The following is a 26,644-nucleotide window of genomic DNA, read 5'->3' as shown; positions in this document are numbered from 1 at the left end:
ATTGGCTGTTCAATGCAAGGACGCAGCACCCATGGATTTCGTGACAGCCTCGATGCGGGTCAGTTTGTCCGGATGACGGATGGCGTGGATTTCGGTGATGCGATCGTCCTCGCATTCCACCCACATCACCGAGGTCAGCTTGCCTTCGCTCCACAGGAACAGCGCGGGCTCGCCGTTGAGCGTGCCCAATACGCGCTGCTGCGGAATGTCCATGGTGTTGATGGCGATCTGCAGATAAAGGCGGGCGAGGCGGTCAGCGCCATGCAGCGGGCGCAGCGTGGCCCGCACCACACCGCCGCCGTCGGCAAGGTGCACCGCGTCCTCGGCGAACAGCGCGCGCAGCGAGTCCAGTGAAGGCTGCTCCAGTGCCGCGACAAAGCGTTGCAGCATGCGTTGCTGCATGGCCGGGTTGACCTGAAAACGCGGGCGCCCGTCGCGCAGGCGTGTCTTGGCGCGGTGCACGCGCTGACGGCAGGCTTCTTCGTTGATGCCCAGGATGGCAGCGGTTTCCGCATGGCTGTAATCGAACACTTCCTTGAGCAGGAAGGCGGCACGCTCCTCCGCGCTAAGCCGTTCGAGCAACAGCAGGAAGGACAGACTCAAGGTCTCGGCACGCTCGGCGTGATCGGATGGCGCCTCGTCGTCGGTGGGTTCCAGCGGCTCGGGCAGCCATGGGCCGGTGTAGTGCTCACGCTCCGTCTTGGCGCGGCGCAGGCGATCCAGGGCGAGGCGGGTAGTCACCGTGACCAGCCAGGCCTCGGGGTCGTCCAGCTTGGCGGTGTCCTGCTCATGCCAGCGCAGCCAGGCGTCGTGCAGCACATCTTCGGCGTCGGCCGGGCGGCCCAGCATGCGATAGGCCAGGCCGAACAGGCGCTGGCGGTGCTGCTGGAAGAGGGCGGTTTGTGCGTCCATCGGAGGCTCCTGGGTGGGGATGACACCAGGACGTATCAAGCGTCCGAAACGTGACAGGGCTGAAGAGCCTGCTCCTAATCTCTGTATGGCCCGGGCCGGGTCTGTTTGCCCGCATGGCGGCGTCATCACTCGGTTGTGTACGGACGTACACGCCCTCGTTCTTCCTTGCCCTGCGCGCAAACCGATCCCGGCGCGGGCCATGCAGAGACTAGGGACAGGCTCTAACGTACGAACGGATAAGGCGCCAGAAACACTAGCCAGATCATCAGCACGATGCCGATGTATTTCAGCACGCGGAACAGCTTGGGGTGCTTCTTCTTGAAGGCGCGGCTGCGATCGCGGCTGCGCTGGTTCAGGGCGAATATGCGATTGACGAAGCCGGTCTTTTCTTCCGGCGACTCGGTGTTCGGCGAGGCGGTGATCTTGCCCATAAAGGCCCCCACGCGATGATTGATGGCGTTCATCCAGCGTGTGCGCAGCGGGCGCTCCACGTCGGCGAACAGGATCACGCGAGTCTGGTCGGTGCGGTTCTCGGCCCAGTGCACGTAGGTTTCGTCGAACACCACATCCTTGCCGTCGCCCCAGTAATGCATTTCGCCATCGACGAAGATGCGGCAATCCTCGGAGTTCGGCGTGATCAGGCCCAGGTGATAGCGCAGCGAACCGGCGAACGGATCGCGATGCGGGTTGAGTTTGCTGCCCGGCGGCAGCAGCGCGAACATCGCCGCCTTCACGCTGGGGATCGCGTTGAGCAGCTTCACGGTTTGCGGGCACAGCGTCTCGGCTGAGGCCAGCGGTTCGCCGTACCACTTGAGATAGAAGCGCTTCCAGCCCTGTTTGAAGAAACTGTTGAAGCTCGCATCGTTGTGCTTTTCCGCTGCGCGGATAAAGCCCTCGTCAAACAGATGCAGCGCTTCTTCGCGAATCGCCTGCCAGTTCGCCTGCAGCAGATCGAGTTGGGGGAAACCCCGGCGGTCGAGAATCGGACGCGCGGGCACCGCCGAGAAGGCGTACATCAACAAATTGTACGGCGCGAAAATCGCCGAGTGATCCACCAGCTGGCGATCGAAGCGCAGCCGGGCGCGACCGCGCAGATGCACCATCAGCACGCAAAGGGCGAACAATGCAAAGAGGATCAGCAGGATCAGGCGCGGGGCAAGAATCATGTGGGGCAGGGGCGCTCAGTGAAATCAACAGCCATTCTACCCCCTGGCCGGCGGGCTCAATGCCTCAGTACATGAACCTTGCCGCCACCGGGGCGGTAGCTCTGTGCCAGGGCGCGATGAACGTAGTCCACCGCACGGCGCACTGCCGCGCGCAGCGAGGCACCTTTCGCCAACTCGGCGGCGATGGCCGAGGCCAGCGTGCAGCCGGTGCCATGGCCTTCCACGCGCAGGCGTGGGTGATGCAGTTCCAGTACGCCTTGCTCGTCGTAGAGACGGTCAATCACCTCGCCGCCTTTGGCATGGCCACCCTTCAGCAGGACGGCACCTGCGCCTAGCGCGAGCAGATCCTCGCCGGCCTGGGCGAAGTCCTTGGCGGTGCGGATCGGACGGCCGAGCAGCGCCTCCGCTTCCGGCAGATTGGGAGTGATGAGATCGGCGAGCGGGATGAGTTTGTCGACCATCGCGCCGATGGCGTCTTCGGTCAGCAGGCGCGAGCCGCTGGTGGCGATCATCACCGGGTCCACCACCAGCCAAGCCGGTTTGCGCCGGTGCATCTCGCGCGCCACCAGGCGAGTAATGGCGGCATTGCCGAGCATGCCGGTCTTGACTGCGGCGATGGGGAAATCATCGAACACCGCAGCCAATTGGCTGCGAATATGAGCGAGCGGCACCGGGTGTACGGCGGTGACGCCGCGGGTGTTCTGCGACGTGATCGCGGCGATCACGGAGAGACCGTGAACACCGCGCGCATGGAAGGACTTCAGGTCAGCCTGGATGCCAGCACCACCGCCGGAGTCGGAGCCGGCGATGGTGAGGGCGATGGGAGGAGTTGTGGACATCAGTGCTTGGCTTCTTGCTCGTCATTCCGGCGCAGGCCGGAATCCAGTTACAGCAACGTTGGGTAGAGGTCGAGCCACTCAGAATTCTCGCCTTCAATCAATCGAGCCTTCCAGGCCCGCCTCCACCCTTTGAGCGTCTTCTCGCGCAGTATGGCCGACTCCATGGTTTCGTGTAGCTCGTACCAAACCAAGGTGTGTACCCCGAACCGTTTGCTGAATCCATCCACGACATCATGCTTGTGTTGCCAGATGCGTTTGATCAGGTCGCTGGTGACGCCGATGTACAACGTCCCATTCCGCTGACTTGCAAGCATGTAGACGCAAGGTTGTCGCCAATCCATGGCGTGGTCTCCACTGGATTCCGGCCTGCGCCGGAATGACGGACTAGGTGCGGTTTACAAGGCCTCCGAGGCGAAATCCGCCAGTCGTGAACGCTCGCCGCGCCGCAAGGTGATATGCGCCGAGTGCTCCCAGTTCTTGAAGCGGTCCACCGCATACGTAAGGCCGGAAGTGGTTTCGGTGAGGTAGGGCGTGTCGATCTGTTCCACGTTGCCCAGGCAGACGATCTTGGTGCCGGGGCCGGCGCGGGTGATCAGGGTTTTCATCTGTTTCGGCGTGAGGTTCTGTGCCTCGTCGATGATCAGGTAGCGCGAGAGGAAGGTGCGGCCGCGCATGAAGTTGAGCGAACGGATCTTGATGCGCGAGGCAAGCAGGTCGTTGGTGGCCTGGCGGCCCCAGCTGCCGCCTTCCTCGGGATTGGCGAGCACTTCGAGGTTATCGGTGAGCGCACCCATCCACGGCGTCATCTTTTCTTCCTCGGTACCGGGGAGGAAACCGATGTCTTCGCCGACCGACACTGTGGCGCGGGTCATGATGATTTCGCGATAGCGCTGCTGATCCATCACTTGCGCCAAGCCGGCGGCAAGCGCCAGCAGGGTTTTGCCGGTGCCGGCGGTGCCGAGCAGGGTGACGAAATCCACGTCCGGGTCCATCAACACATTGAGTGCGAAGTTCTGTTCGCGGTTGCGCGCGGCGATACCCCAAACGCTGTGGTTGGAATGACTGTGGTCGTCCAGCAGCACGAGCGTGGCCTGCACCTCGTCCACATGCAGCACGCGCAGCTCGACGCTGTTTTCGCCAGGCAGGAACAGGCACTGATTCGGATGCCAGTCCTCATCGTCGTGGCGGTTGAGTTTGTAGAAGGTGCGGCCGCGCTCGTTCCACGATTGCACTTCCGGATGACGATCCCAGAAACTCTCCGGCAGCTCGGTGGAGCCGGTGTAAAGCAGGGCGAAATCGTCGAGCGCGCGATCGTTCTCGTAGTCCTCCGCATCGATGCCGTAGATCTTGGCCTTGATGCGCAGATTGATGTCCTTGGTGACCAGGATCACGGCGCGATCCGGATTCTGGTCGCGCAGTTCAATCACCGACGACAGGATCTGGTTGTCCGCCTTGCCGTGGCCATTGGCGGTGCGCTGCTGGAAGTACAGCCGCCCCACGGCGCCGCCGCGTTTGAGCTTGATGCCTTGAGGGCTGGTCAGTTCAAGACCGTTGCTGATGCCATGGCCATTGCCCAGCTCGATCAGTTCGTTGAGGAATCGGCTGACCTGGCGGCCGTTGCGCGAGACTTCTGACGCGCCTTTCTTCTTTTCGTCCAGCTCCTCCAGCACTGTCATGGGGATAAAGACGTCGTGTTCTTCGAAGCGGAACAGCGACGTCGGGTCGTGCAGCAGGACATTCGTGTCGAGAGCGTAAATGCGCTTGCTTCCGGTCATACGGAAGGGGCCTCGCTGGCTGGCTGGTGGATGAAACGCGGCATGCGGGATGCCGTGGGTTTCCGGTCGCAGTGACCGGAGTGCAGACGTCCTGCGCGGTGGCGGGTGTCGAGCGCCACCGCGGGAAGACGAATGAGGCGGACGGACTTCACTTGGCGGGGATGGCGTCTAGCACGGTTTGGGCGTGGCCCGGGACTTTCACGTTGCGCCATTCCTGTACCAGCCTGCCGTCGGGATCGATGAGGAAGGTACTTCGTACGACACCCATGTGACGTTTTCCATACAGCACCTTCTCGTGGATCACATCGAAGGCCTGGCACCAGGTTTCGTCGGGGTCGGAAACCAGCGGGAACGGCAGTTCCTGTTTGGTCGCGAAATTGGCATGCGATTTCACGGAGTCGCGCGAGACGCCGACGATCTCGGCATGGCGCTTGCGGAACTTCGGGTACAGGTCGCGGAAGTCTTTCGCTTCGTTGGTGCAACCCGGCGTGCTGTCCTTGGGATAGAAGTACACCACCACCCATTGGCCTTTAAGACTGTCGAGCTTCAGCTCGCTACCGTCTCCAGTGAGGCCTTTGAGCTTGGGGGCTTTCTTGCCGACTTCGGGCATGGTCTCTCCTGCGGAACCGTGGTCGGTTCCGACTTGATGTCATCGGGGAAGGGAAACAAGGCGCCGGCGGGCGGCGCGGAAATGACGAGGGCGGCGCGTCGTGCGATGGTCGTCGCTCGAACGGCAAGCTGCATGCGCGCGGGTCCTCAGGTGTTGCCTCGAGGCCAAGACTAGCGCGTGCAGCGACGGATAACAGCCCTTGCAAGGGCTGTGCAGGCTGGGCATGCTGGGCGTCCGTCGCGGGATCGCCGAAAACGCTTTTTCGGCCTCGACGAAACCGGCTTCAGAACTTCACTGGATCCATGATGGCATCCAGATTGAGGCCGTCGCAGAACTCGAGGAAGTCGTCGCGCAAGGCGGCGATATGCGTGTCGGCGGGAATCCCCACGGTGATCTGCGCCTGGAACATCGCCGCGCCGGTCTGCATGGCCTGGTAGCGCATCGAGCTGAGCTGCTCCACGGCGATGTCGTGGCGGTCGAAGAAATCGATGATCTTTACCAGGATGCCCGGTCGATCGGCGGAAATGACTTCCACCAGATACGGCAGCAGGCGCGAGGCCTGTTCGCGCGAATCGGTGCGGTAGTGAACCAGATGCAGATCCTCCTCGCGGGCCAGTTTGGCCAGTGAGGATTCCAGCTTGGCGACGGCATCCCATGCACCGGTCGCAAGCAACGTCAGGGATGTGTCCGGGCCGATGGTGGCGACGCGCGCATCGGCCAGATTGCAGCCAGCATCCGCGATGCGCCGGGCCAGGCTCAGCAAGGGTGTGCGAGGAGATGGCGTCAGCGTCTGGATCAGCAGCTGGTTGTCGTTGCCGGTACGCACGGAAGAACGGTTCAAGAGAATGGGCCTGTGGCGAGCCTCGCGCCGCGCAGGAAGGCGGCGGGCGTCCAGGCAGCTTACTTGTGGCCCCTGCGAGCCCGCAAGTAATATGCAGGGCTGGGCTTTAGGCCGGAGCATGTCTTGAATATTCGTGGAAGCATCTGCGCGCTGGTAACGCCGTTCACGGCGGACGGTGCGCTCGATCTGGATGCCTTCGGGCGCCTGCTCGATTATCAGATCGCTGGCGGGACCCAGGCTGTCGTCGTTGCCGGTTCCACCGGTGAGGCTCACATGCTTGAGCATGACGAATACGACCGCCTGCTCGCTTTCGCCGTAGAAAAAGTCGCCAAACGCATCCCGGTCATCGCTGGCACGGGCGAGGCCGCCACGGCCAAGACCGTGGCCCTGACCCGCCGTGCTCATGCGCTCGGCGCCGATGCGGCGCTGGTCGTGGCCCCTTATTACGTGCGCCCGACCCAGGAAGGCCTGCGTCGTCATTATCTGGAAGTGGCCGAGCAGGGCGGCTTGCCGGTGCTGCTCTACAACGTGCCGACCCGCACCGCCTGCGACCTGCTGCCGGAGACGGTAGCCGCGCTGCGCGAGCATCCGGCCATCGTGGGCATAAAGGAAGCCATCGGCAGCGACGAGCGCATTCACGCCCTCGCGGAACTTGTGCGTCCGGATTTCGTCTACCTGTCCGGTGACGACGGTACTGCCGGCAAGGCCATGCTGGCCGGTGCGGCCGGCACCATCTCGGTGGTGGCCAATCTTGCGCCCAAGGCTTTCCGCGCGCTGTGCGACGCGGCGACCGGCGGCGACAAGGCGGCCACGGCGCGCTGTGACCAGGCGCTTGCCCCGCTGGTGGAGGCGCTCAATTGCGCGCCGAACCCGATTGCGGTGAAAGCTGGCCTGCCGTCACTGGGTCTGGGGACGGCCGCACTACGCTTACCCTTGGTTGAACTGCAAGAAGGCCCCGATCGCGCGCGCATCACTGGTACGCTGGCGGGTCTGGCATCCTTGGCAAACGCGGCCTGAAGCGGCCGCCCGATATCTCTACGGAATCTCACTTCAATGAAGAAATCCCCGCTCGTCGTTGCCCTGCCGGTCCTGGCCCTTTCCGCCTTGCTGCTTTCCGGTTGCGGCATGTTCCGTTCGCAGAAGGCGTGGGAAGCCGCCAAGCAGGAGTCTCCGCTGGAGATCCCGCCTGGCCTCGATACACCGTCGACCAGCGCCGCGCTGGTGATCCCGGAACCGGGTGCCAATAACCCGACCGCCAACGGCGCCACCGCGCGCGTGGGCAGGGGCGGCGGCGTGATCGCCGACGGCTTCGTGCTGTCGGACAACGTGGACAGCGCTTACCGTCGCGTCGGCCAGGCCCTGGAGCAGGGCGATATCGGCCAGGTGATCGCGCATGACGATGCGGCGCATACCTACACGCTCAGCGTGGTCGCTTCGGCCGTGAAGGCCAGCAAGCCGGGTCTGTTCAGCCGTGTGTTCGGCGGCGGCAAGAAGGATGCGCCGGAGGCGAGTTCGGCATCGGCGCCGGGTGCGTCGGCGCATCAGGTGCAGTTGACCATCGGCAACAGTGGCCAGAACGCGAGCGAAGTGCGCGCGCAGGGCGATGCCGCTGCGGTGGCCAAGGTGGTCGATACGCTGAAGTCGCGTCTCGGCGGCTAAGCATTGAGCCTCAGGTCCAAATAAAAACGCCGCCCTATGGGGCGGCGTTTTTTTGTAGGCGATCCAGTAAAACTCAGCGCTGCAGGTGTTCGAGCTTGCCTGGCTTGTTTTCCCAATCCTTCGCGTCGGGCAGGCCATCCTTGCGCTCGGTGATCACCGGCCAGTCTTTGGCGAGTTCGGCGTTCAATGCCACGAAGCTTTCCTGCCCGGCGGGCACGTCGTCTTCGGGGTAGATCGCGTTGATCGGGCACTCCGGCTCGCACAAGGTGCAGTCGATGCACTCGTCGGGATTGATCACCAGGAAGTTCGGGCCTTCGTGGAAAGCATCGACCGGGCAGACTTCAACGCAGTCGGTGTACTTGCACTTGATGCAGTTGTCGGTGACGACAAAGGTCATGCTGTCGCGCGCCTTAAATGCCGGAAGGCCTGTTCAGGCCGGGGAAGTGGCGCTCCCTACGAGGTTCGAACTCGTGTTCCCGCCTTGAGAGGGCGGTGTCCTAGGCCACTAGACGAAGGGAGCGAAAAGCACCGGAGCGCGGTAGTATAGCGGAATTGTCTCGGGCGGCAATGCCTCCGAAACGACGGATTCATGCCTGCGGGCCGTACGCAGCCATCGACCATTTCGGGTCAGATGCCTGCGGGCCACGGCCTCCCGGCGCCCTCTGGCTGCAAGGATTCAAACCGCTTGAACTTGAAAGCAAGGAACGACGCCACGCCATCGCTGCGCATCATTCCGCGCGAGCAGCACGTGATATCGCGCAAGAACATCAGCAAGGCCGCATTGCGCGTGCTGTACCGCCTCAACGAAGCCGGCTACACGGCCTATCTGGTGGGCGGCGCCGTGCGCGATCTGCTGCTGGGCGGGCATCCCAAGGATTTCGACGTGGCCACCAGTGCCACGCCGGAAGAGGTGAAGAAGCTTTTCCGGAATTGCCGTCTGATCGGCCGCCGCTTCCGCCTGGCCCATGTGGTGTACGGGCAGGAGATCATCGAGGTGGCTACGTTCCGCGGCACCGGCGAAGAGGATGGCGACGGCGACCGGCATATTGTTGATGGCCGCATCGTGCGCGACAACGTCTGGGGCACCATCGAGGAAGACGCCATACGCCGCGACTTCCGCGTCAACGCGCTGTACTACGACATCAGCGATTTCTCGGTACGCGATTACGTAGGCGGCATGCAGGACGTCGAAAATCGCGTGCTGCACCTGATTGGCGACCCCGCCACGCGCTACCGCGAAGATCCGGTGCGCATGCTGCGCGCGGCGCGTCTGGCCGCCAAACTCAACTTTCGTATCGATGCCGCCGCGGCGGCGCCGTTCGAGGAACTGGGGCCGCTGCTGCTGGATGCGGCGCCGGCGCGACTGTTCGACGAGTCGCTGAAGATGTTCCTCGGCGGGCATGGCCTGAAAAGCTTCCACATGCTCGAACAGTGCGGCCTGCTCAAGTTTCTGCTGCCGGCCACGGCACGCGCGCTCAAGCGCGGTGACAAGGCGCTGCGCGGGCTGATCGAGCAGGGACTCGCCAATACCGATGCACGTGTGGCCGAGGGCAAGTCGGTTACACCGGCCTTCCTGTTCGCCGTGCTGCTGTGGGGTGAAGTGCGCGATTTGGCCCATGCCTGGATGGTCAAGGGCGTGGAGGACAGCGTTGCCTGGACGCGCGCCGCTACGCACGTGGTGGCGGAGCAATGCCAGCGTGTAGCGATCCCGCGCCGCTTCACCATCACCATGGAAGAAATCTGGTCGCTGCAACCGCGTTTTGAACAGGTGCAGCGCAAGCGCGTCTTCCGCCTGATGGCGCATCCACGCTTCCGCGCAGCGTTCGATTTCCTGTTGCTGCGTGCTGCCGAGTCACCCGCGATCCATGAGCTGGGCGAATGGTGGGCGCATGCCCAACAGTTGCCGCACGAAACCCTGGCCGCGGCACTATCCGGTTCGGGAGCGGTGCCTGAGGCACCGGTGGCAACGACGGCGAGCACGGCACCGCGCAAGCGTCGCCGACGCCGCAAACCGAATGGCAAATCGGGCGCCGCGTGACCACAGCCTACATTGCGCTGGGCAGCAACCTCGGTGATTCGCGTCGGTACCTGCAGGATGCCATCGAGGCACTCGCGCGCCTGCCGGAGACTCAAGTCCTGGCTAGTTCCCGCTTCTATCGCACGCCCCCTTGGGGCGTGCTGGAGCAGCCACCTTTCATCAACGCCGTGGTGCAGATCGATACGGCCATGAAAGCTGACGCCTTGCTGCAGTCCCTGCTGGCGATCGAGCGGGCCGCTGGCCGCGTTCGCGATGGCGATCGCTGGGGGCCGCGTACGCTCGATCTCGATCTGCTGCATATGGAGGGTGTGCAACTAAGCAATGCGCAGTTGACCCTGCCGCATCCACGCATTGCTGAGCGCGCCTTTGTTTTGCTGCCGCTGCATGATCTTGCGCCCGATCTGGCGATTCCCGGCCAAGGGCGCGTGGCTGAGCTGCTGGCGGCGCTGGATCACAGCGAATGCGAAGCGCTGCCTTGAGCCCTTTGTGTCGCGCAACCGATAATCACCGTCTGCTCTTTCCGTAAGGAATCCCCGTGTACGTGCAGAACGCCAATGCTCCCGCCCGCAAGCCCGTCACCATGCCGGGTCTGCGTGCCATGAAGGCGGAAGGCCGTCGCATCGTGATGCTCACGGCATATGACTACAGTTTTGCCTGGCAGCTGGATGTTGCAGGCGTCGATATCGCCCTGGTAGGTGATTCGCTGGGCATGGTGGTGCAGGGGCACAGCAGCACGCTGCCGGTGACGCTGGATCACATGGTCTATCACACAGCGGCTGTAGCGCGTGGTTTGTCGGCGTCGCTGCTGGTCACCGATCTGCCGTTCATGAGTGATCGCGATGTGCCACACGCCCTTGAAGCTGGCGCGCGGCTAGTGGGCGAGGGTGGGGCGGCCATGGTCAAGATCGAGGGCGCTTCACCGCATATCCTTGAAGTGATTCATGCGTTGACCGAGCGGGTCATTCCAGTCTGCGCGCACCTCGGCCTGACGCCGCAGTCGGTGCACAAGTTCGGCGGCTTCCGTATCCAGGGGCGCGAACAGGAAGCGGCCGAGCGCCTGCTGGCGGAGGCAAAGGCGGTCGAGGCCGCGGGAGCTGACCTGCTGGTATTGGAAGGCATTCCCGCTTCGCTCGGCGAACGCATCACCAAGGCTGTCGGCATTCCGACCATCGGCATCGGTGCCGGCCCGCATTGCGACGGCCAGGTGCTGGTATTGCAGGACATGCTCGGGATTACCCCGGGCAAGCGCCCCAAGTTCAGCAAGGATTTTCTCGCAGGACGCGACTCTGTCGCGGCGGCCATTGCCGCCTACGCCGAGGACGTGCGCAGTGGTGCATTCCCGGCTCCCGAACACTGCTTTAGCTGAGACGAAACTCCATGCAGACCGTGCAAGATGCAGCGGCGTTGCGCGCCGTGATCCGCGGCTGGCGCTCCCAGGGCCAGACGGTGGGCTTCGTCCCGACCATGGGCAACCTGCACGCCGGCCACCATTCGCTGATCAAGCTGGCGCGCGCCCGTACCGACCGTGTGGTGGCGAGCGTGTTCGTCAATCCCACGCAATTCGGTCCGAACGAGGATTTCGAGCGCTACCCGCGCACGCTTGTCCAGGATCAGGCCGGGCTAGCCGAACAGGACTGCGACCTGCTGTTCGCGCCCGAAGTGGCCACCATGTATCCCTTCGGTGCGGCCAGCAGCGTGTCGCTGCACGTGCCTCAGCTGACTGAAATGCTGGAAGGCGCACACCGCCCCGGCCATTTCGATGGCGTCGCCACGGTAGTGTGCAAGCTGTTCAACCTGGTGCAGCCGGATGTGGCGGTGTTCGGCCAGAAGGACTTCCAGCAGCTCAAGGTGATCGAGCGCATGGTGCGCGACCTGTCGTTGCCGGTGAAAGTGGTCGCTGCCGCGACACTGCGTGCCGACGATGGTCTTGCCCTCAGCTCGCGCAACCAATATCTGTCCGTGGCCGAGCGCGCGCTGGCACCCCAGATCTACGCCACCTTGCAGCAAATGCGCGAACTGGTGGCCAAAGGCCATGCCTGGCGTGTGGTGGAGCAGGCGGCAGCCTCCAAGCTGGCCCGCGCCGGGTTCGACCCCGACTACACCGCCATCCGCCGCGCCGAAGACCTGTCCGAGCCGGCCGACGGCGATCAGGACGGCCTGGTGGCGCTGATCGCCGCCCGCCTGGGCAGCACCCGGCTGATCGACAACTTGCCCTTCGACTGATCCGGCCCCATCTCCGGCGCACCGGCGGACCCGATTGCGGGCATACCGCCGGCGGCTCGATAATTGTCAGCTACGCAGAATCCCCTCTGCCGCTATTCCTGTTGGAAGTAATGCCATGAATCTGAACATGCTCAAGGCCAAGATCCACCGTGCCACGGTGACCCACGCCGAGCTGCACTACGAAGGCTCGATCGCGATCGACGGCCTGTTGCTCGATGCTTCCGGCATTCGCGAGTACGAGCAGATCCATGCCTGGAACATCAACAACGGCAAGCGCTTCGTCACCTACGCGCTGCGCGCCGAAGAAGGCTCGGGCATCATTTCGGTGAATGGCAGTGCCGCTCACCGCGCGCAGCCGGGCGACCTGATCATCATCGCTGCCTTTGCCCAGCTCTCCGAGGCCGAGGTGGAGCAGTTCCAGCCCACGCTGGTGTATGTCGATGCCGACAACCGCATCTCGCATACCAATCGCTCGATTCCGAAGCAGATGGCGGCAGCCTGATAAGACCACTTTTTTGATGTGGTTCTCGCCTGGCGCGCACTGTGCGCCAGGCGTTGGCGAGTCTGCGCTGGTTCCTGCGATTGGGGGCCGATTTTGCGGAGAAATGGACTACTCAGAGGTATTGAAGAGGTTCTAAGATCGAGCCTCCCCTCCGTCACGTACGAGTGCCCATGTCGCCCCAGCGCAGTCCGTCCTTTCTGGCCGAACACGTCGAACGTCTTTCGCGCACGCATCTGCGCGATTTGCTGAGGGATACGGGGCGGGGCGAGCGGCTTCGCCATCGGGTCGGGCCGATCCTGCTCGATCTCAGCCGGCAGAAGCTGGATGCGCCCGCGCTCGGCGCGCTGGGTGCACATGTCGAAGCCAGCGGCTGGCAGGCGGCGCGCGATGCGATGTTCGCTGGTGAGCCGATCAACACTTCCGAACACCGCGCCGTGCTGCATACGGCCTTGCGCGCGGGCGGTTCGCATCTGCCTTCCCTGGCGCCGCGCGAAGCGCGCCAGGAAATCGAGCAGACCCTGCAGCGCATCGAGCGCCTGATCCAGGCGATCGAGCGCGGCGAGGCGGCCAGCATGGGGCTGCCAGCCACCATTACCGACGTCGTCAATATTGGCATCGGCGGATCGGACCTCGGTCCGCGTCTGGCGGTGCGCGCACTGGCGCCGTTTCATGTGCCGCACATGCGCAGCCACTTCCTCACCAATGTGGACGGCCAGGCCGCGCATGAGCTGATGCGTCAGCTGGATCCCAAGCGCACGCTGGTGATCGTGGTCTCCAAGACGTTCACTACCCAGGAGACGCTGCTCAACGGCAACGTCCTGCGCGACTGGATCGTGCGCGCTTATGAGGGCGACGCGCGTGCGGCCACCCGTCACTTCATTGCGGTCAGTGCCAACACGGCTGAGGCGGAGCGCTGGGGCGTGCCGGCGTCGAACGTGTATCCGATGTGGGATTTCGTTGGCGGCCGTTTCTCGTTGTGGTCCGCGGTGGGGCTGTCGTTGGCGCTGGCGATTGGTATGGATCATTTCCGTGCCTTGCTGGCAGGTGCGGCACGCATCGACGATCACTTCCGCACGGCGCCGTGGCAGGAAAACCTGCCGGTGCTACTCAGCCTGATCGAGTACTGGAACCGTAACGGGCTCGGCACCACCAGCCGTGCCGTGGTGCCTTATGCGGATCTGCTTGGCGATCTCACCTCATACCTGCAGCAACTGGAGATGGAGAGCCTCGGCAAGCAGGTGACATCACAGGGACAGCCGGCGACGCAATCCACCTCGGCTGTGGTGTGGGGAAGCGTGGGTACGAATGCGCAGCACGCGTATTTTCAGGCGCTGCACCAGGGCACGGATGTGGTACCGCTGGAATTCATCGGCGTGGTGCGGCCGGCGCATACGCTGCGCAGCAACCACGATGCATTGCTGTCGAACCTGTTGGCCCAGGCGGCCGCGCTGGCGCTGGGCAAAACCTTCGATGAAGCGCTGGCTGAAGTGAAAAGTGGTGACGAGGCTGCGCGCCGCGTGCTGGCCGCGCAGCGCACCTTCCCGGGCGATCGTCCGAGCACATTGATCTTGCTGGATTCGCTGACTCCGGAAAGCCTCGGCGCGCTGATCGCGTTGTACGAGCACAAGGTATTCATGCTCGGCCATCTGTGGGATATCAACGCGTTCGACCAATGGGGCGTGGAACTCGGCAAGGTCATCGCGAGGCAGATCCTGCCCGCGCTGGATGGGCAGGTCGACGACCTGACCGATTTCGATTCGGCCACGCGCGCATCGATCGAGGCTATCCAGGAACGCCGCGAAGGCTAGATGCTTGCGGTAGGAGCGCACCCTGTGCGCGAAAGCCCCGCGCTAGCGGGGCCGCTTTTGCCACACGAGAGAAAAGCGGCCCCGCTAGCGCGGGGCTTTCGCGCACAGGGTGCGCTCCTACAACGAGGTGGCGTGCCGCTCTAGCGCCCAGGCCACATGCTCGCGCACGATTTCCGATGAATGGGATGCGCGAGCCTGCAAGGCGGTGATGACTTCCTCTGACGTGGGTGCGTTGCCAAGCCCTACCGCAAGATTGCGCAGCCAGCCTTCATAGCCGGTACGCCGAATTGCCATGCCTTCGGTGCGTTTGAGGAATTCCTCTTCGCTCCAGCCAAACAGCTCCACCAGCTTGGCGCCGTCGAGGCTGTGGCGTGGTGCGAAATCCGGTTCGGCGGCATCCTGTGCGAACTTGTTCCAGGGGCAGATCAGCTGGCAGTCGTCGCAACCGAAGATGCGGTTGCCCATCGGCGCGCGCAGTTCTTCCGGAATGCTGCCTTTCAGCTCGATGGTCAGATAGGAAATGCAGCGCCGCGCATCCAGCCGGTAAGGCGCAACGATGGCCTGGGTCGGACAGATGTCGATGCAGCGCCGGCAACTGCCGCAGTGTGCGCTGGCCGGCGGATCCACGGGCAAGGGCAGGTCGGTGTAAAGCTCGCCGAGGAAGAAGTAGGAACCCGCGCGGCGGTTGATCAGGACTGTGTGCTTGCCGATCCAGCCGAGGCCGGCGTTGCGCCCCAATGCCTTCTCCAACACCGGTGCGGAATCGACATAGGCGCGGTAACCGAAGTCGCCGATGGTGTCGTGAATGCGCTCCGCCAGCTTCTGCAGACGGTTGCGCATCAGCTTGTGATAGTCGCGGCCAAGCGCATAGCGCGCTACATAAGCCGCGTTGGGGTCGTTGATGACATCCCACGCGTTGCGTGTGCCGGGCGGGATGTAATCCATGCGCACGGAGATCACGCGCAACGTGCCGGGTTCCAGTTCGGCGGGACGGCTGCGCTTGGTGCCATGGCGCGCCATGTACTCCATCTCGCCGTGATGACCATCGTCGAGCCATCGCTGCAGATGAAGCTCGTCCTCACCCAGTTCAGTGTCGGCGATCCCCGCATCAGCAAAGCCTAGCTCGCGCGCCCAGCGCTTGATGTCGCTGGCAAGCGCGGCGTAGTCGCGGGACGGTGGGGCAAGGGAAGACATGCGCCTATTGTAGGCGCTCGTATCCGCGGTACCGCAGGCAGCTCCCCTATAATCCCGCCTCATGACTTCGCGTCCGCACAGCCACGATCTCTATGCCGTCGACCAGGTGCGAGCGCTGGATCGACGCGCCATCGAGGTGCTCGGTATCCCCGGCATCGAGCTTATGCAGCGCGCGGCCGCCGCCGCGTTTGCCTGTTTGCGGCGTCGGTGGCCGTCCGCACGGCGCATCGGGGTGTATTGCGGTCCGGGCAACAACGGTGGCGATGGTTTCTTGTTGGCGGCCATGGCACTCGACGCGGGCTGTCAGGTGGACTTGTATGCGCTGAGCAACGAGGCGCGCGGCGATGCGGCCAGCGCGCGTCAGCGCTTCGAACAAGCCGGTGGCGAACTGCGTCTGTGGTGCGGATCGATGGCCCTATCCGATGTCGACGTGCATGTGGATGCGCTGTACGGCACCGGTTTGACGCGGCCGCCCGAGGAGCAGGCTGCCCATCTGATCACGCAACTCAATGCGAGTGGCAAGCCGGTACTGGCGTTGGATGTGCCATCAGGCCTGAACGCCGATACGGGGCAATGTCCCGGCATGGCCATTGATGCAGCCGCCACCATCACCTTCATTGCAGCCAAGCGTGGTCTGTATACCGGGCGAGCACCAGGGCAGGTGGGCGACGTGGAGCTTGATCTGTTGGACCTGCCTGAAACGCTGTGGGAAGGCATGTCACCTGATTCAACGCTGTTGGAAGTCCAAACCTTGCCGCCGCGCTCCCGCCATGCGCACAAAGGCGATAACGGCCACGTGCTGGCGATCGGTGGCGACAGCGGTACGGCCGGGGCCATTCGGCTATGCGGGGAGGCTGCGCTGCGGGCGGGGGCTGGCTTGGTCAGCGTCGCCACCCGCGAATCGAATCTGGTGGCACTGAACAGTGCGCGGCCCGAGTTGATGGCGCATGCGGTAGATGGGCCACAGGCCCTCGAGCCCTTGCTGGATCGCGCCGATGTGCTCGCCGTGGGGCCTGGACTGGGGCAGGCCGCCTGGGGCCATGCGTTATGGCTGACTGCACTGGAGGCCGGCAAACCGCTGGTGCTGGATGCGGATGGCCTGAATCTGCTGGCGCGTGAGCCGCGACTTTTTTCTCAGGCTGCCGTGCTGACACCGCATCCGGGTGAGGCGGCTCGTCTGCTCCAATGCGCGATTCCCGACATAGAGGCGGATCGTTTTGCCGCCGCGCGGGCGTTGGCGGTCCGGTATCACGCTATCGTGGTATTGAAAGGCGCGGGTAGCCTGGTGGCCGATCCAGATGGACGTCTAGCCGTCTGTCCGTGGGGCAATCCCGGCATGGCCGCGGGCGGCATGGGCGATCTGCTCACCGGTGTGATTGCGGCATTGCTCGGGCAAGGCTGTACGCCCTGGCAGGCGGCTTGTCTTGGTGTGGGGCTGCATGCGCGCGCCGGTGATGCCGCAGCGGCGTCTGGCGAACGTGGTCTGATGGCCAGTGATCTCTTGCTGCCGCTGCGTCGCCTGCTCAACGGACTGGACGCATGAACCATCACTGGGAGCTCCCTGAAGAATCCGCCACCACAGCACTCGCGACGCAGCTAGCGGCGGTGCTGGACGGAGGGCAGGTGATCTACCTGCATGGTGACCTTGGCGCGGGCAAGACCAGCTTCGCCCGCGCGCTGCTGCGCGCCCTTGGTGTCGGCGAACGCATCAAGAGTCCAACCTACAGCTTGGTGGAGTCCTATCGCGCCGGTGGCCGTGCGGCATGGCATCTCGATCTCTACCGCATCGCCGACCCCGGTGAGCTGGAATGGCTTGGGCTGGATGCGCTGTCGGATCCGCAGGCGGTGGTGCTGGTGGAGTGGCCGGAGCGCGGGGCGGGCGCGTTGCCGGCCGCCGATCTCGTTGTCGATCTGGCCTACGCTGGTCTTGGCCGCCAGGCCACGATTCAGGCGTGCTCGCCACGCGGGGCGAGCACGCTGTCACGTTTGACGGACAGGGCAGCCCAAGTGGCCTCCCAAGTCTAAGTATCGATCCCTCCTGAGATTTTTGCTTCCGCCCGTCTGGTCGCAGAAGCCTTCCGATTGCGTGGCTTGCGGCCGATAGCTGGATCCAGCCTGACAAAACGATTGCAGGTTATGGATATTCAAGGGAAAAGCACTTGCATTCAGGAAAGTGCTGCGCTTCAATGCCGCCCCATGAGGGGACATCCGACTCGATTCCGTTCTTTTTCCTACCTGGCCGTGTTGGCTATGGCGCCTTTGTGCGCCGCAAACGCCGCTGACGTGAAGTCGGCCCGCGTCTGGGCCGGCCCGGAATACACCCGTCTGGTGCTCGATGTGTCGGGTCCGCTGGACTATAAAGTCCGCCAGGACGGCACTCAGGTGGTGATTGACCTTGACCGCAGCGCTTTGGCCGGCGACTTCGCCGTGCCAGGCAAGCAGGGGCTCTACAAGGGGCTGGAAAGCAGCCAGCAGGGCGGTCGTCTGCAACTGGTCGCCAAGGTCGACGCCTCGACCCACTACAAGAGCTTCCTGCTCAAGCCGGCTGCCGATTACGGCTATCGCCTGGTGGTCGACGTGTATCCCGGTGGCGGCTCTTCCGCCGCCAGCACCGCCAGCCGCAACGCGGACGATGACGATGTGGCGCCAGCCGCGTCCGCTCCCGCGCCGGCGGTGGTAGCGGCGCCGGTGACGATCAAGACGCCGGTGGCACCGACCAAGAACAGCATCAAGAGCACGCAGAGCGGCATGGCATCCACGCGCCAGGCTGCGGCACTGCTCAATGGCGAGCGCAAAGTGGTGGTGGCGGTCGATGCCGGCCACGGCGGCGAGGATCCCGGCGCGCACGGCCCGAGCGGCACGCTGGAAAAGAACGTGACGCTGGCGGTGGCTCGCGAGCTGGCCGAGCAGATCAACAAGCAGCCCGGCATGAAGGCCGTGCTGACCCGCAGCGCGGATTTCTTTATTCCGCTGAAGCAGCGTTACCAGATCGCGCGGCAGAACAATGCCGATCTGTTCGTGTCGATCCACGCTGACGCGTTCGTCAACGGTGATGCCAAGGGTTCGTCGGTATGGGTGTTGTCGCCGCGCGGCAAGACCAGCGAAGCGGCGCGCTGGCTGGCCGATCGCGAAAACCGCGCCGATCTGATCGGCGGCGTGTCGCTTGACGACAAGGACGACAGCCTTGCCGCGGTGCTGCTCGACCTGCAGCAGGGTTATGCGATGCAGGCCAGCGAATCGGTGGCCGGCAACGTGCTCAAGGCGCTTGGTAACCTCGGTCCCACGCACCGCGGCTATGTCGAACGCGCCAACTTCGTGGTGCTGCGTTCGCCGGACGTGCCTTCGATCCTGGTCGAGACCGCCTTCATCAGTAATCCGACCGAAGAGCGTAAGCTGCGCGATCCGGCGCATCAGTCGCGCCTCGCCGAGGCGGTGATGGGTGGTGTGCGCAACTATTTCGAATCCACGCCGCCGCCGGGTACCTGGTTTGCGGCGCAGGCCGCGCGCCGTAATGGCACCGCCGTAGCCTCGTCCAAGAGTGACGATGACGGTAACGATACGTCGACTGCCGCGACCAAGGCGGTAGCGCAGGCCATGGCATCGACGCCCAAGGCATCGCAGTCCAGCGCCACGGCGCGGGCAGATGCCGATGTACGTGATCTGCATCGTGTGACGCGCGGCGAGAGCCTGCGCAGCATTGCCCGCCAATATGGTGTGAGTGTGAATGCGCTCAAGTCCGCCAACCGGATCAATGCCGATACCGTGCACGCCGGTACGGTGTTAACCATTCCGGCCGGTTGATCGCGGTCATTCATCGGGTTACGCAGGCGCCACCTTCGGGTGGCGCTTTTGCTTTCGCCCCTCGGGCACAAGTCTTAAGCTTGGCGGATGTCGACCATCCGTCCGCTTCCCCCCGAACTCATCAATCAGATTGCCGCTGGCGAAGTGATTGAACGGCCTTCTTCCGTGGTCAAGGAGTTGGTCGAGAATAGTCTGGACGCGGGAGCCACCCGCGTTGAAGTGGATATCGAGCAGGGCGGGTCGCGTTTGATCCGTGTGCGCGATGACGGCGGCGGCATCGTGCCGGAAGAGTTGCAGCTCGCGGTGGCCTCGCATGCCACCAGCAAGATCGGCAGCTTTGACGATCTCGAGCATGTTGCCAGTATGGGTTTTCGTGGCGAGGCGCTGGCCTCGGTGTCATCGGTAGCGCGCTTCGCGCTGACTTCGCGCGCTCGCGAACACGACACGGCTTTCCGCATCGAAGTGGATGGCGGCAAGGTGCAGGCGGCACGTCCGGCGCAGCATCCGCAGGGCACCAGCGTGGAAGTGCGCGACTTGTTCTACAACGTACCGGCGCGTCGTAAATTTCTCCGTGCCGAACGCACGGAATTCGCGCATATCGACGATCTGCTGAAATCACTGGCCTTGGCGCGCGGCTCGGTGGAGTTCCGCCTAAGCCACAACGGCAAGCCGGTGCGCATTCTCAAGGCGGCCCGCGATGAGGCTGCGGCTTTGCAGCGCGTGGCGGAAGTGCTGGGCGAGGATTTTCCGGCGCAAAGCCTGCGCATCGATCACGCTATGGCGGGGCTACATTTGTCGGGGTGGGTCGGGTTGCCGACGGCCTCGCGTTCGCAAGCGGATTCGCAGTATTTCTACGTCAACGGCCGACTGGTGCGTGATCGCATCGTGGCGCATGCCGTGCGTCAGGCGTATGCCGACGTGCTGTTCCATGGCCGGCATCCGGCGTTTGTGCTGTATCTCGAACTGGACCCGGCGGGCGTGGATGTGAACGTGCATCCGGCCAAGCACGAAGTGCGCTTTCGTGAGCAGCGTCTGGTGCACGATTTCCTGTTTCGCACGCTGCACGAAGCTCTAGCGCAAACGCGCGCGGGGCAGGTGGGGCTACCCGCCACGCACGAGACAGTCATGCCGGCCGCGTCGCCCGCGATGTATGCCGCTGCTTCGCCAACATCCACGCCGGCGTGGTCTGGGCAATTCAGCCAGAGCCGGCTCAGCCTGGGTGTGCGCGATGAGCCGCTGGCTGACTATGCGGCCTTGCTAGGCGAATCGGGCCAGACTGCGTCGGGCCAGACTGCATCGGGGCTGGTCTATGCCGCCAATTCACCCATGCCACCAGCACAGGATGATGAGGCGCCTCCACTGGGCTTCGCCATTGCTCAGCTCAAGAGCATCTACATCCTGGCTGAGAATGCACATGGCCTGGTGCTGGTCGATATGCATGCGGCACACGAGCGCATCACCTACGAAAAGCTCAAGGCCGGCCGTGCCTGCAGCAATCTTCGTTCGCAGATGATGTTGGTGCCACTCAATGTGGCCGTGAGCGCGAAAGAAGCCGCCGCGGCGGAAGAACATGCCGACGCTTTGGCGGAATGGGGGTTGGAGCTGTCGCGCAGCGGCCCGTCCGGTGTGGTGGTGCGGCGCATTCCTGCCTTGCTGGAAGGTGCCGACGTGGCGCAACTGTGTCGCGACGTGCTGGCCGAGCTCGCGCTGCACGGCAGCTCGCGCCGCCTGCAGGAGCTGGAGAACGAGCTGCTGTCGACCATGGCCTGCCATGGTTCGGTGCGCGCCGGCCGCCGCCTGACCGTGCCGGAGATGAACGCGCTGCTGCGCGAGATGGAGGCCACCGAGCGCTCCGGCCAGTGCAACCATGGCCGTCCCACCTGGACCCAGCTCAGCCTCGGTGAGCTGGACAAATTGTTTCTGCGCGGGCGCTGAGCCGTGTCCCGCGCTTGCAGCCCCGGCAAATAGACGTCCATACTCGACCCAGTCTTCCGACGGGTCCATGCCATGTTGCGTCGCGCCGCCCTTGTTGTTGCCCTGAGTCTTGGAGTTGTCGCCGTGCAAGCCGAAACCAGCCACGCCACCGTACCTGGCCCATATGCGCAGGAAATCCAGCAGTGGCGCGACAAGCGCACCGCCAATCTCACCGCACCCACCGGCTGGTTGAGCCTGATCGGGCTGGAGTGGCTGAGCGAGGGTGATAACCGTGTTGGCAGTGCGGCCGACAACGATATCGTGCTCAAGGCCGGTCCCGCGCATCTGGGTGTGGTGCAGTTGGGCAAGGACGGTGTAGTGCATATCAAGCTTGCCGCTGACGGCGTTGCGACGGTCGATGGCAAGCCGGTGCGTGAGGCGACTCTGATCGACGATCAGCATGCTGGCGAGTCAGCGCCGACCACGGTGGCGTTCGGCACGGCCAACTTTTATGTGATCGATCGCGACGGGCGTAAGGGCCTGCGCGTGAAGGACAGCGCGGCGGAAACGCGGGCGCACTTTTTGGGCATCGATTACTTCCCGGTCGACCCCTCGTGGCGCGTCGTCGCCGACTGGGTGCCGTTTGATCCGCCGCAAAAGCTGGAGATCGGCTCGGTGATCGGCACCATCGACAAGGTCGACGTACCGGGCAAGGCGGTGTTCAAGCGCGACGGTCATACCTTCGAGTTGCTGCCGTACCAGGAAGAGCCGGGCGGTGAACTGTTCTTCGTGCTGGCTGACCGTACCTCAGGCAAAGAGACTTACGGAGCCGCGCGCTTCCTCTACGCGGCCCTGCCGAAGGACGGCAAGGTCGTGCTCGACTTCAACAAGGCTTACAACCCGCCTTGTGCCTTCACGGCCTTTGCCACGTGCCCGCTGGCGCCGCCGGAAAACCGGCTCGACGTAGCGATCACCGCTGGCGAAAAGAAGTATCGCGGCGAGCATCACTGAGCGTGGCCACCGCGTCGATTCCTCGCGTCGCCTGCCGTACGATCTTTGCCGTTCTGTCGCTTGCCGCACTGCCGTTTATCTCGGTACGTGCGGCAGAAGCGGGCGGCGACTATGCGAAGCAGATCGCTTCGGCGCGTGCTTCGCGGGTCGAGTCGCTGCAACGTTCGGACGGCTACCTCAGCCTGGTCGGCTCTGGCTGGCTGGAGCAGGGCGACAATACGATCGGCGCTGCACCGGACAATCGCTTCGCGGTACCCGGCGCGCCAGCACATCTGGGTGTGCTGCATCTCGCTGCCGATGGCGTGGTGAGCTTGCGGACGGTGGATGGGGCGAGCGTTACGGTGGACGGAAAGCCGGTCACCGCGGCGTCGATGTCGACGCAGGGCGCGCAAGAGAAACATACGCCGACCCGGGCCTATTTCGGCCCGGAGCGCTACCTCTACGTGGTCGAGACCGGCGGGCGACGTGGTCTCCGAGTGAAGGACAACGCAGCGCCTTTGCGTACGCATTTCCCTGGGTTCGATTACTTTCCGATCGACCCGTCATGGAAGATCGAGGCTCAGTGGCAGCCGTTCGAGACGCCGCACACGCTCAAGCTGGTCAACGTGGTTGGCGCGGAAAGCGACGAACCGATCACCGGCCAGGCGGTATTCGAGCGCGACGGTAAGCGTTACGCATTGATCCCGATGGAGGAGGACGGCCGCCTCTTCTTCGTTTTCACTGACCGCACGGCCGGCAAGTTCACGTACGGTGGTGCGCGTTTCCTCTATGCCGCCATGCCGAAGGACGGCAAAGTCGTGCTCGACTTCAATCTGGCGGAGAACCCGCCATGCGCTATCACTCCGCACGTGGTCTGCCCGTTGGCGCCGCCGGAGAACCGGCTGGGCTTGGCCATCACGGCGGGCGAGAAGAAGTTCGAGGGCGCAGGGCATTAACAGGCAGTTGCCCGTTGCGCCCTCGTTCTTCGTTGATCATTTGCCTTTGAATTCAGCCTTGCGCTTTTCCAGGAAGGCGGTGGTGCCTTCGCGCATGTCCTCGGTGGAGAAGGCGAGGGCGAAGGCCTGGGTCTCGAACTCCAGGCCCTGATCGATGGTGGTTTCACCACCTTGCAGGACGGCATCCAGAATGCCCGCTGCGGCCAGCGGCGCAGCAGCGGCCAACTGGTCGGCCAGCGTGTTTACCGCATCGTCCAGAGCTTCGGGTGCGGTGACCCGCGTCACCACGCCGAGTTCGTAGGCACGCTGGGCGTTGATCGGCACGCCGGTAAGGCACAGTTCCAGCGCGGCGCCGCGACCCGCCAGGCGCAACAGGCGCTGAGTGCCGCCGAAGCCGGGAATCAGGCCGAGATTGATCTCCGGCTGGCCGAACCTGGCCTTTTCGCTGGCTATGCGCAGGTGACAGGCCATGGCCAGTTCCATGCCGCCACCGAGGGCGAAGCCCTGGATGCGTGCGATCACCGGCTTGCCCAGCCGCTCGATCGAGCTCATCAGGCGTTGGCCGGCGCGGGAGAAGCCCTGGGCCTGCACCGGGGTGTAGCCGTTCATCTCGCTGATGTCGGCGCCGGCCACGAAGGCCTTCTCGCCGGCGCCGGCCAGTACCACCACGCGCACGGCGTCGTCCTGCGCGGCCTGGGCAAAGGCCAGGGTCAGTTCGTTGAGGGTGTCGCGATTCAGCGCATTGAGTTTGTCCGGGCGATTCACCGTGATGGTGCGCACCGCGCCGCGGTTGCCGATTTCCAGATTGCGATAGGCCATGACAGGTTCCAGCGGATCGAAACCTCAGATGGTAGCAGCGGGAACCTTTGGGTCTCGGCACGTTCTTAGCCACGATAAGCCGGCGCGACCGGCACCGCTGCACGCCGCCGTCAAACCCCTTACGATGTGCCGGCTCGCGCACCGCGATGGAGGAATGGCATGACACGACTGCGTTGGTTGGCTCTGGGCATGATGCTGCTTGGTACAGCGGTCACGCATGCGCAGAGTCGCGACACGACGTCCGACGCGCAGGCGACCAAGCTGGACAAGAACAAGCTGTCCTATGCCATCGGCTACCAGATCGGTAGCCAGTTCGCCAACGGTGATCCCGATGTGGATCTCGCCACTATGCAGCGGGCGATCCAGGACGCTTATAGCAAGCGTCGCCCGGCCGTGCCCATGCAGGACATGCATGAACAGCTGCGCCGGCTCGACAAGCGCATGCATGACAAGGCGATGGCCGAATTCCAGAGCGTTGCCGCGGCCAATGCGACCAAGAGCGCGGACTACCTGGCCCGCAATCGCCAGAAACCCGGCGTGGTGCAACTGCCTTCCGGCATCCAGTACCAGGTACTCAAGCAGGGTGACGGCAAGGACCAGCCCAGCGCCAACAGCACGGTGACGGTGAATTTCCGCGCCATGCTGATCGACGGCACCGAGTTCGACAGCTCGTGGGCGCACGGCTCGCCGGTGAGCTTCATCGTCAACAACAAAGTCATTCCCGGTTGGCAGGACGTGATCCAGCGGATGCATACCGGCGACAAATGGCGCGTGGTGATCCCGCCGGCGCTGGCTTACGGCGAGCGCGGCGATCTGCCGCGTATCGGTCCGAATGAGGCGCTGGTGTTCGACATTGAACTGCTGGAAATCAAGCAGTAACGAGAAACGCGGCGGCAGCTTTTGAACAGGCTCCGCCGCTTCGGCTAGCATGTCGGTTCCATGTCGAACGATCCCGCCGCCGTTTACCTCGCTCCCCTGCTCAGCCCGTGCATTGGTATCTGCCGGCTGGACGCGCGCGGCTATTGCGAGGGTTGTTTCCGTACCGGTGACGAAATCGCCCGCTGGCGCAGCATGAGCGACGCCGAACGCGCGCGCTATATGGACGAGGTCCTGCCCGGGCGCGAGTCGCCATGACCGACGGCGATCCGCTGTCGACACTTTTCTCGGCCTTGCGGCCCTTGTCGTCCCCACCCGAAGGCCCCGGCTGGAACCATCGCGACATGGCGGAGCTGATCGGCGACACGCCGCGTCGCCCCGCCGCCGTGCTGCTGGGCTGGCGCGAGGGTGTGCAGCCCCGGCTGGTACTCACGGTACGCACCGATAATCTGCAGGCACATGCCGGTCAGGTGGCGTTTCCCGGCGGACGCACGGATCCGGAGGATGCGGATGCCATCGCCACGGCGTTACGCGAAAGCGAAGAAGAGATCGGCCTCGACCGTTCGCTGGTGACGCCGGTGGGCTTTCTGGACGGCTTTGAAACCATCAGCGGCTATCGCATCACGCCGGTGGTCGCACGCATCGCGCCGCAGGCGCGGCTGTATCCGGCGCCGGCCGAAGTGGCGGAAGTATTCGAGGTGCCACTGGGCTTTTTTCTGGACCCGGCCAATATGCGCCGCTACACCATGGACTTTCGCGGCCATCGCCGCGAGATGGTGGAATTCGTGCATGGCGGGCACCGCATCTGGGGTGCCACCGCCGCGATGCTGTTCAACCTATTGCAAAGAATGGGGCGCACATGAGCCTGCATACAACCCTGATCACCGTCGACGAACTGGTTGCACTGCCTACGCAGGACGTCCTGATCGTGGATTGCCGCTTCGAGCTGGCGGCGCCAGGCAGGGATAGCACGAAGGGCGAACAGGATTATCGCGAGGGCCATATTCCCGGCGCGGTCTATGCCAGCCTGGATCGCGATCTCTCCGATCTGTCGCGCCAGGCTGAAGGTCTCGGACGGCACCCGTTGCCGCTGGAACAGGCGTTCTCCGCCGTGCTGTCCCGCTGGGGCTGGCGTCCGGGTCTGCAAGTGGTGTGCTACGACGCCGCAGGTGGTGCGCTGGCTGCCGCGCGTCTGTGGTGGTTGTTGCGCCTGGTCGGCGTAAGTGACGTCGCGGTGCTCGATGGCGGTTTCCAGGCGTGGCAGGCGGCCGGTTTGCCGCTGGAGAAGGGCGACGTCCAGCGCGCCGCTACCCATATGTCTTTGCACTACGATGCCGCGCGGTTCACCACTGACCATCGGGCGGTGTTCCAGCAGCCGGCGCAGCTGCTGATCGACGCGCGCGCCTCGCCGCGCTATCGCGGCGAGGTGGAGCCGATCGACCGCGCCGGCGGCCATGTGCCGGGGGCGGTCAATCGTCCGTTCTCCGAGAACCTGGATGCGCAGGGACGCTTCAGGTCACCTGATGAGTTGCGGCGTGATTTCACCGCGCTACTGGGCGCATTCGCGCCCTCGCAGGTCGTCCACATGTGCGGCTCGGGGGTGACGGCTTGTCACAATTTGCTCGCGATGGAGTACGCGGGCCTGAGTGGTTCGCGCTTGTATGCACCGTCGTGGAGCGGCTGGGTCAGCGATCCGGCTCGTCCCATCGAGAAGGCGTAAA

General features: G+C 64.1%; 26 protein-coding genes, 1 tRNA gene and 1 pseudogene. 17 read left to right on the top strand and 11 right to left on the bottom strand.

What is annotated here, in order from left to right:
• Window positions 1-9 precede the first annotated feature (9 nt).
• The 7 genes from sigJ to ISS97_RS20070 form a co-directional block, all read right to left on the bottom strand.
• Window positions 10-912 (bottom strand): RNA polymerase sigma factor SigJ, encoded by a 903-nt coding sequence (sigJ, locus tag ISS97_RS20100; RefSeq protein ID WP_379984401.1) that lies wholly within the window; start codon window positions 910-912, stop codon window positions 10-12.
• A gap of 221 nt (window positions 913-1,133) precedes the next feature.
• Window positions 1,134-2,060: an aspartyl/asparaginyl beta-hydroxylase domain-containing protein gene (locus ISS97_RS20095; protein ID WP_379984671.1), complete on the bottom strand. Its 927-nt coding sequence runs from the start codon at window positions 2,058-2,060 to the stop codon at window positions 1,134-1,136.
• A 74-nt stretch (window positions 2,061-2,134) separates the two neighbouring features.
• Window positions 2,135-2,920 (bottom strand): bifunctional hydroxymethylpyrimidine kinase/phosphomethylpyrimidine kinase, encoded by a 786-nt coding sequence (thiD, locus tag ISS97_RS20090; RefSeq protein ID WP_379984672.1) that lies wholly within the window; start codon window positions 2,918-2,920, stop codon window positions 2,135-2,137.
• A gap of 44 nt (window positions 2,921-2,964) precedes the next feature.
• Window positions 2,965-3,258: a GIY-YIG nuclease family protein gene (locus ISS97_RS20085; RefSeq protein WP_379984402.1), complete on the bottom strand. Its 294-nt coding sequence runs from the start codon at window positions 3,256-3,258 to the stop codon at window positions 2,965-2,967.
• A 54-nt stretch (window positions 3,259-3,312) separates the two neighbouring features.
• Window positions 3,313-4,692 (bottom strand): PhoH family protein, encoded by a 1,380-nt coding sequence (locus ISS97_RS20080; RefSeq protein WP_379984403.1) that lies wholly within the window; start codon window positions 4,690-4,692, stop codon window positions 3,313-3,315.
• A 148-nt stretch (window positions 4,693-4,840) separates the two neighbouring features.
• Entirely contained in the window at window positions 4,841-5,302 is a 462-nt protein-coding gene (locus ISS97_RS20075; RefSeq protein WP_379984404.1) for a peroxiredoxin, read from the bottom strand.
• Between the two features lie 283 nt (window positions 5,303-5,585).
• On the bottom strand, window positions 5,586-6,143 hold the full coding sequence (locus ISS97_RS20070; RefSeq protein WP_379984405.1) for a glycine cleavage system protein R: 558 nt from the start codon (window positions 6,141-6,143) through the stop codon (window positions 5,586-5,588).
• A 123-nt stretch (window positions 6,144-6,266) separates the two neighbouring features.
• Between ISS97_RS20070 and dapA the strand changes: the two genes are divergently transcribed.
• Window positions 6,267-7,160 (top strand): 4-hydroxy-tetrahydrodipicolinate synthase, encoded by an 894-nt coding sequence (dapA, locus tag ISS97_RS20065; RefSeq protein WP_379984406.1) that lies wholly within the window; start codon window positions 6,267-6,269, stop codon window positions 7,158-7,160.
• Between the two features lie 36 nt (window positions 7,161-7,196).
• The gene (locus ISS97_RS20060) at window positions 7,197-7,802 is read left to right on the top strand and encodes a hypothetical protein (protein WP_379984407.1); all 606 of its coding nucleotides are present in this window, start codon (window positions 7,197-7,199) and stop codon (window positions 7,800-7,802) included.
• Window positions 7,803-7,875: 73 nt separating this feature from the next.
• On the opposite strand, the gene fdxA is transcribed toward ISS97_RS20060, so the two are convergent.
• On the bottom strand, window positions 7,876-8,199 hold the full coding sequence (fdxA, locus tag ISS97_RS20055) for a ferredoxin FdxA (protein ID WP_379984408.1): 324 nt from the start codon (window positions 8,197-8,199) through the stop codon (window positions 7,876-7,878).
• A 47-nt stretch (window positions 8,200-8,246) separates the two neighbouring features.
• A tRNA-Glu gene (locus ISS97_RS20050) sits at window positions 8,247-8,322 on the bottom strand.
• A gap of 165 nt (window positions 8,323-8,487) precedes the next feature.
• On the opposite strand from ISS97_RS20050, the gene pcnB reads away from it, so the two are divergent.
• From pcnB to pgi, 6 genes are all read left to right on the top strand, one after another.
• Entirely contained in the window at window positions 8,488-9,840 is a 1,353-nt protein-coding gene (gene pcnB, locus ISS97_RS20045; protein ID WP_379984409.1) for a polynucleotide adenylyltransferase PcnB, read from the top strand.
• Window positions 9,837-10,319: a 2-amino-4-hydroxy-6-hydroxymethyldihydropteridine diphosphokinase gene (folK, locus tag ISS97_RS20040; RefSeq protein WP_379984410.1), complete on the top strand. Its 483-nt coding sequence runs from the start codon at window positions 9,837-9,839 to the stop codon at window positions 10,317-10,319. Before pcnB ends, folK begins: the two co-directional genes overlap by 4 nt.
• A gap of 101 nt (window positions 10,320-10,420) precedes the next feature.
• The gene (gene panB, locus ISS97_RS20035) at window positions 10,421-11,206 is read left to right on the top strand and encodes a 3-methyl-2-oxobutanoate hydroxymethyltransferase (RefSeq protein WP_379984674.1); all 786 of its coding nucleotides are present in this window, start codon (window positions 10,421-10,423) and stop codon (window positions 11,204-11,206) included.
• Window positions 11,207-11,217: 11 nt separating this feature from the next.
• Window positions 11,218-12,063: a pantoate--beta-alanine ligase gene (gene panC / locus ISS97_RS20030; RefSeq protein WP_379984411.1), complete on the top strand. Its 846-nt coding sequence runs from the start codon at window positions 11,218-11,220 to the stop codon at window positions 12,061-12,063.
• A gap of 115 nt (window positions 12,064-12,178) precedes the next feature.
• Window positions 12,179-12,565 (top strand): aspartate 1-decarboxylase, encoded by a 387-nt coding sequence (gene panD / locus ISS97_RS20025; protein WP_090450268.1) that lies wholly within the window; start codon window positions 12,179-12,181, stop codon window positions 12,563-12,565.
• A 170-nt stretch (window positions 12,566-12,735) separates the two neighbouring features.
• Entirely contained in the window at window positions 12,736-14,373 is a 1,638-nt protein-coding gene (pgi, locus tag ISS97_RS20020) for a glucose-6-phosphate isomerase (protein WP_379984412.1), read from the top strand.
• A gap of 117 nt (window positions 14,374-14,490) precedes the next feature.
• Here the strand turns inward: pgi and queG are convergent, their stop codons facing one another.
• Complete coding sequence (queG, locus tag ISS97_RS20015) at window positions 14,491-15,567, bottom strand: tRNA epoxyqueuosine(34) reductase QueG (protein ID WP_379984413.1); 1,077 nt, start codon at window positions 15,565-15,567, stop codon at window positions 14,491-14,493.
• A gap of 61 nt (window positions 15,568-15,628) precedes the next feature.
• On the opposite strand from queG, the gene ISS97_RS20010 reads away from it, so the two are divergent.
• From ISS97_RS20010 to ISS97_RS19985, 6 genes are all read left to right on the top strand, one after another.
• Window positions 15,629-17,110 (top strand): NAD(P)H-hydrate dehydratase, encoded by a 1,482-nt coding sequence (locus ISS97_RS20010; protein WP_379984414.1) that lies wholly within the window; start codon window positions 15,629-15,631, stop codon window positions 17,108-17,110.
• Window positions 17,107-17,592, top strand: coding sequence for a tRNA (adenosine(37)-N6)-threonylcarbamoyltransferase complex ATPase subunit type 1 TsaE (tsaE, locus tag ISS97_RS20005; RefSeq protein WP_379984415.1), 486 nt, complete (start codon window positions 17,107-17,109; stop codon window positions 17,590-17,592). Before ISS97_RS20010 ends, tsaE begins: the two co-directional genes overlap by 4 nt.
• A gap of 171 nt (window positions 17,593-17,763) precedes the next feature.
• Window positions 17,764-19,368, top strand: coding sequence for an N-acetylmuramoyl-L-alanine amidase (locus ISS97_RS20000; RefSeq protein ID WP_379984416.1), 1,605 nt, complete (start codon window positions 17,764-17,766; stop codon window positions 19,366-19,368).
• A gap of 87 nt (window positions 19,369-19,455) precedes the next feature.
• Window positions 19,456-21,303, top strand: a complete 1,848-nt coding sequence (gene mutL, locus ISS97_RS19995) for a DNA mismatch repair endonuclease MutL (RefSeq protein ID WP_379984417.1) — start codon at window positions 19,456-19,458, stop codon at window positions 21,301-21,303.
• Between the two features lie 72 nt (window positions 21,304-21,375).
• Entirely contained in the window at window positions 21,376-22,293 is a 918-nt protein-coding gene (locus tag ISS97_RS19990; protein WP_379984418.1) for a DUF1684 domain-containing protein, read from the top strand.
• Window positions 22,294-22,295: 2 nt separating this feature from the next.
• Window positions 22,296-23,228 carry a DUF1684 domain-containing protein gene (locus ISS97_RS19985; RefSeq protein ID WP_379984419.1) on the top strand — a complete coding sequence of 311 codons (933 nt, stop codon included), beginning with the start codon at window positions 22,296-22,298 and terminating at the stop codon, window positions 23,226-23,228.
• A gap of 36 nt (window positions 23,229-23,264) precedes the next feature.
• Here the strand turns inward: ISS97_RS19985 and ISS97_RS19980 are convergent, their stop codons facing one another.
• Complete coding sequence (locus tag ISS97_RS19980) at window positions 23,265-24,047, bottom strand: enoyl-CoA hydratase-related protein (RefSeq protein ID WP_379984420.1); 783 nt, start codon at window positions 24,045-24,047, stop codon at window positions 23,265-23,267.
• 159 nt (window positions 24,048-24,206) lie between these two features.
• Here ISS97_RS19980 and ISS97_RS19975 point away from each other — a divergent pair, with 159 nt between their 5' ends.
• The 3 genes and pseudogenes from ISS97_RS19975 to ISS97_RS19965 all read left to right on the top strand — a co-directional run bounded on the left by ISS97_RS19975 (window position 24,207) and on the right by ISS97_RS19965 (window position 26,643).
• Window positions 24,207-24,926 (top strand): FKBP-type peptidyl-prolyl cis-trans isomerase, encoded by a 720-nt coding sequence (locus ISS97_RS19975; protein WP_379984421.1) that lies wholly within the window; start codon window positions 24,207-24,209, stop codon window positions 24,924-24,926.
• A gap of 60 nt (window positions 24,927-24,986) precedes the next feature.
• Window positions 24,987-25,786 (top strand): annotated as a pseudogene (locus tag ISS97_RS19970) (NUDIX hydrolase).
• Window positions 25,783-26,643, top strand: coding sequence for a sulfurtransferase (locus tag ISS97_RS19965; protein ID WP_379984422.1), 861 nt, complete (start codon window positions 25,783-25,785; stop codon window positions 26,641-26,643). Before ISS97_RS19970 ends, ISS97_RS19965 begins: the two are co-directional and overlap by 4 nt.
• Window position 26,644: the final 1 nt, after the last annotated feature.

Origin of the sequence: Dyella koreensis (assembly GCF_044904565.1) — a bacterium.
Taxonomy (GTDB): Bacteria; Pseudomonadota; Gammaproteobacteria; order Xanthomonadales; family Rhodanobacteraceae; genus Dyella_D; species Dyella_D koreensis.
This window is presented reverse-complemented; position numbering and strand designations above follow the sequence as displayed.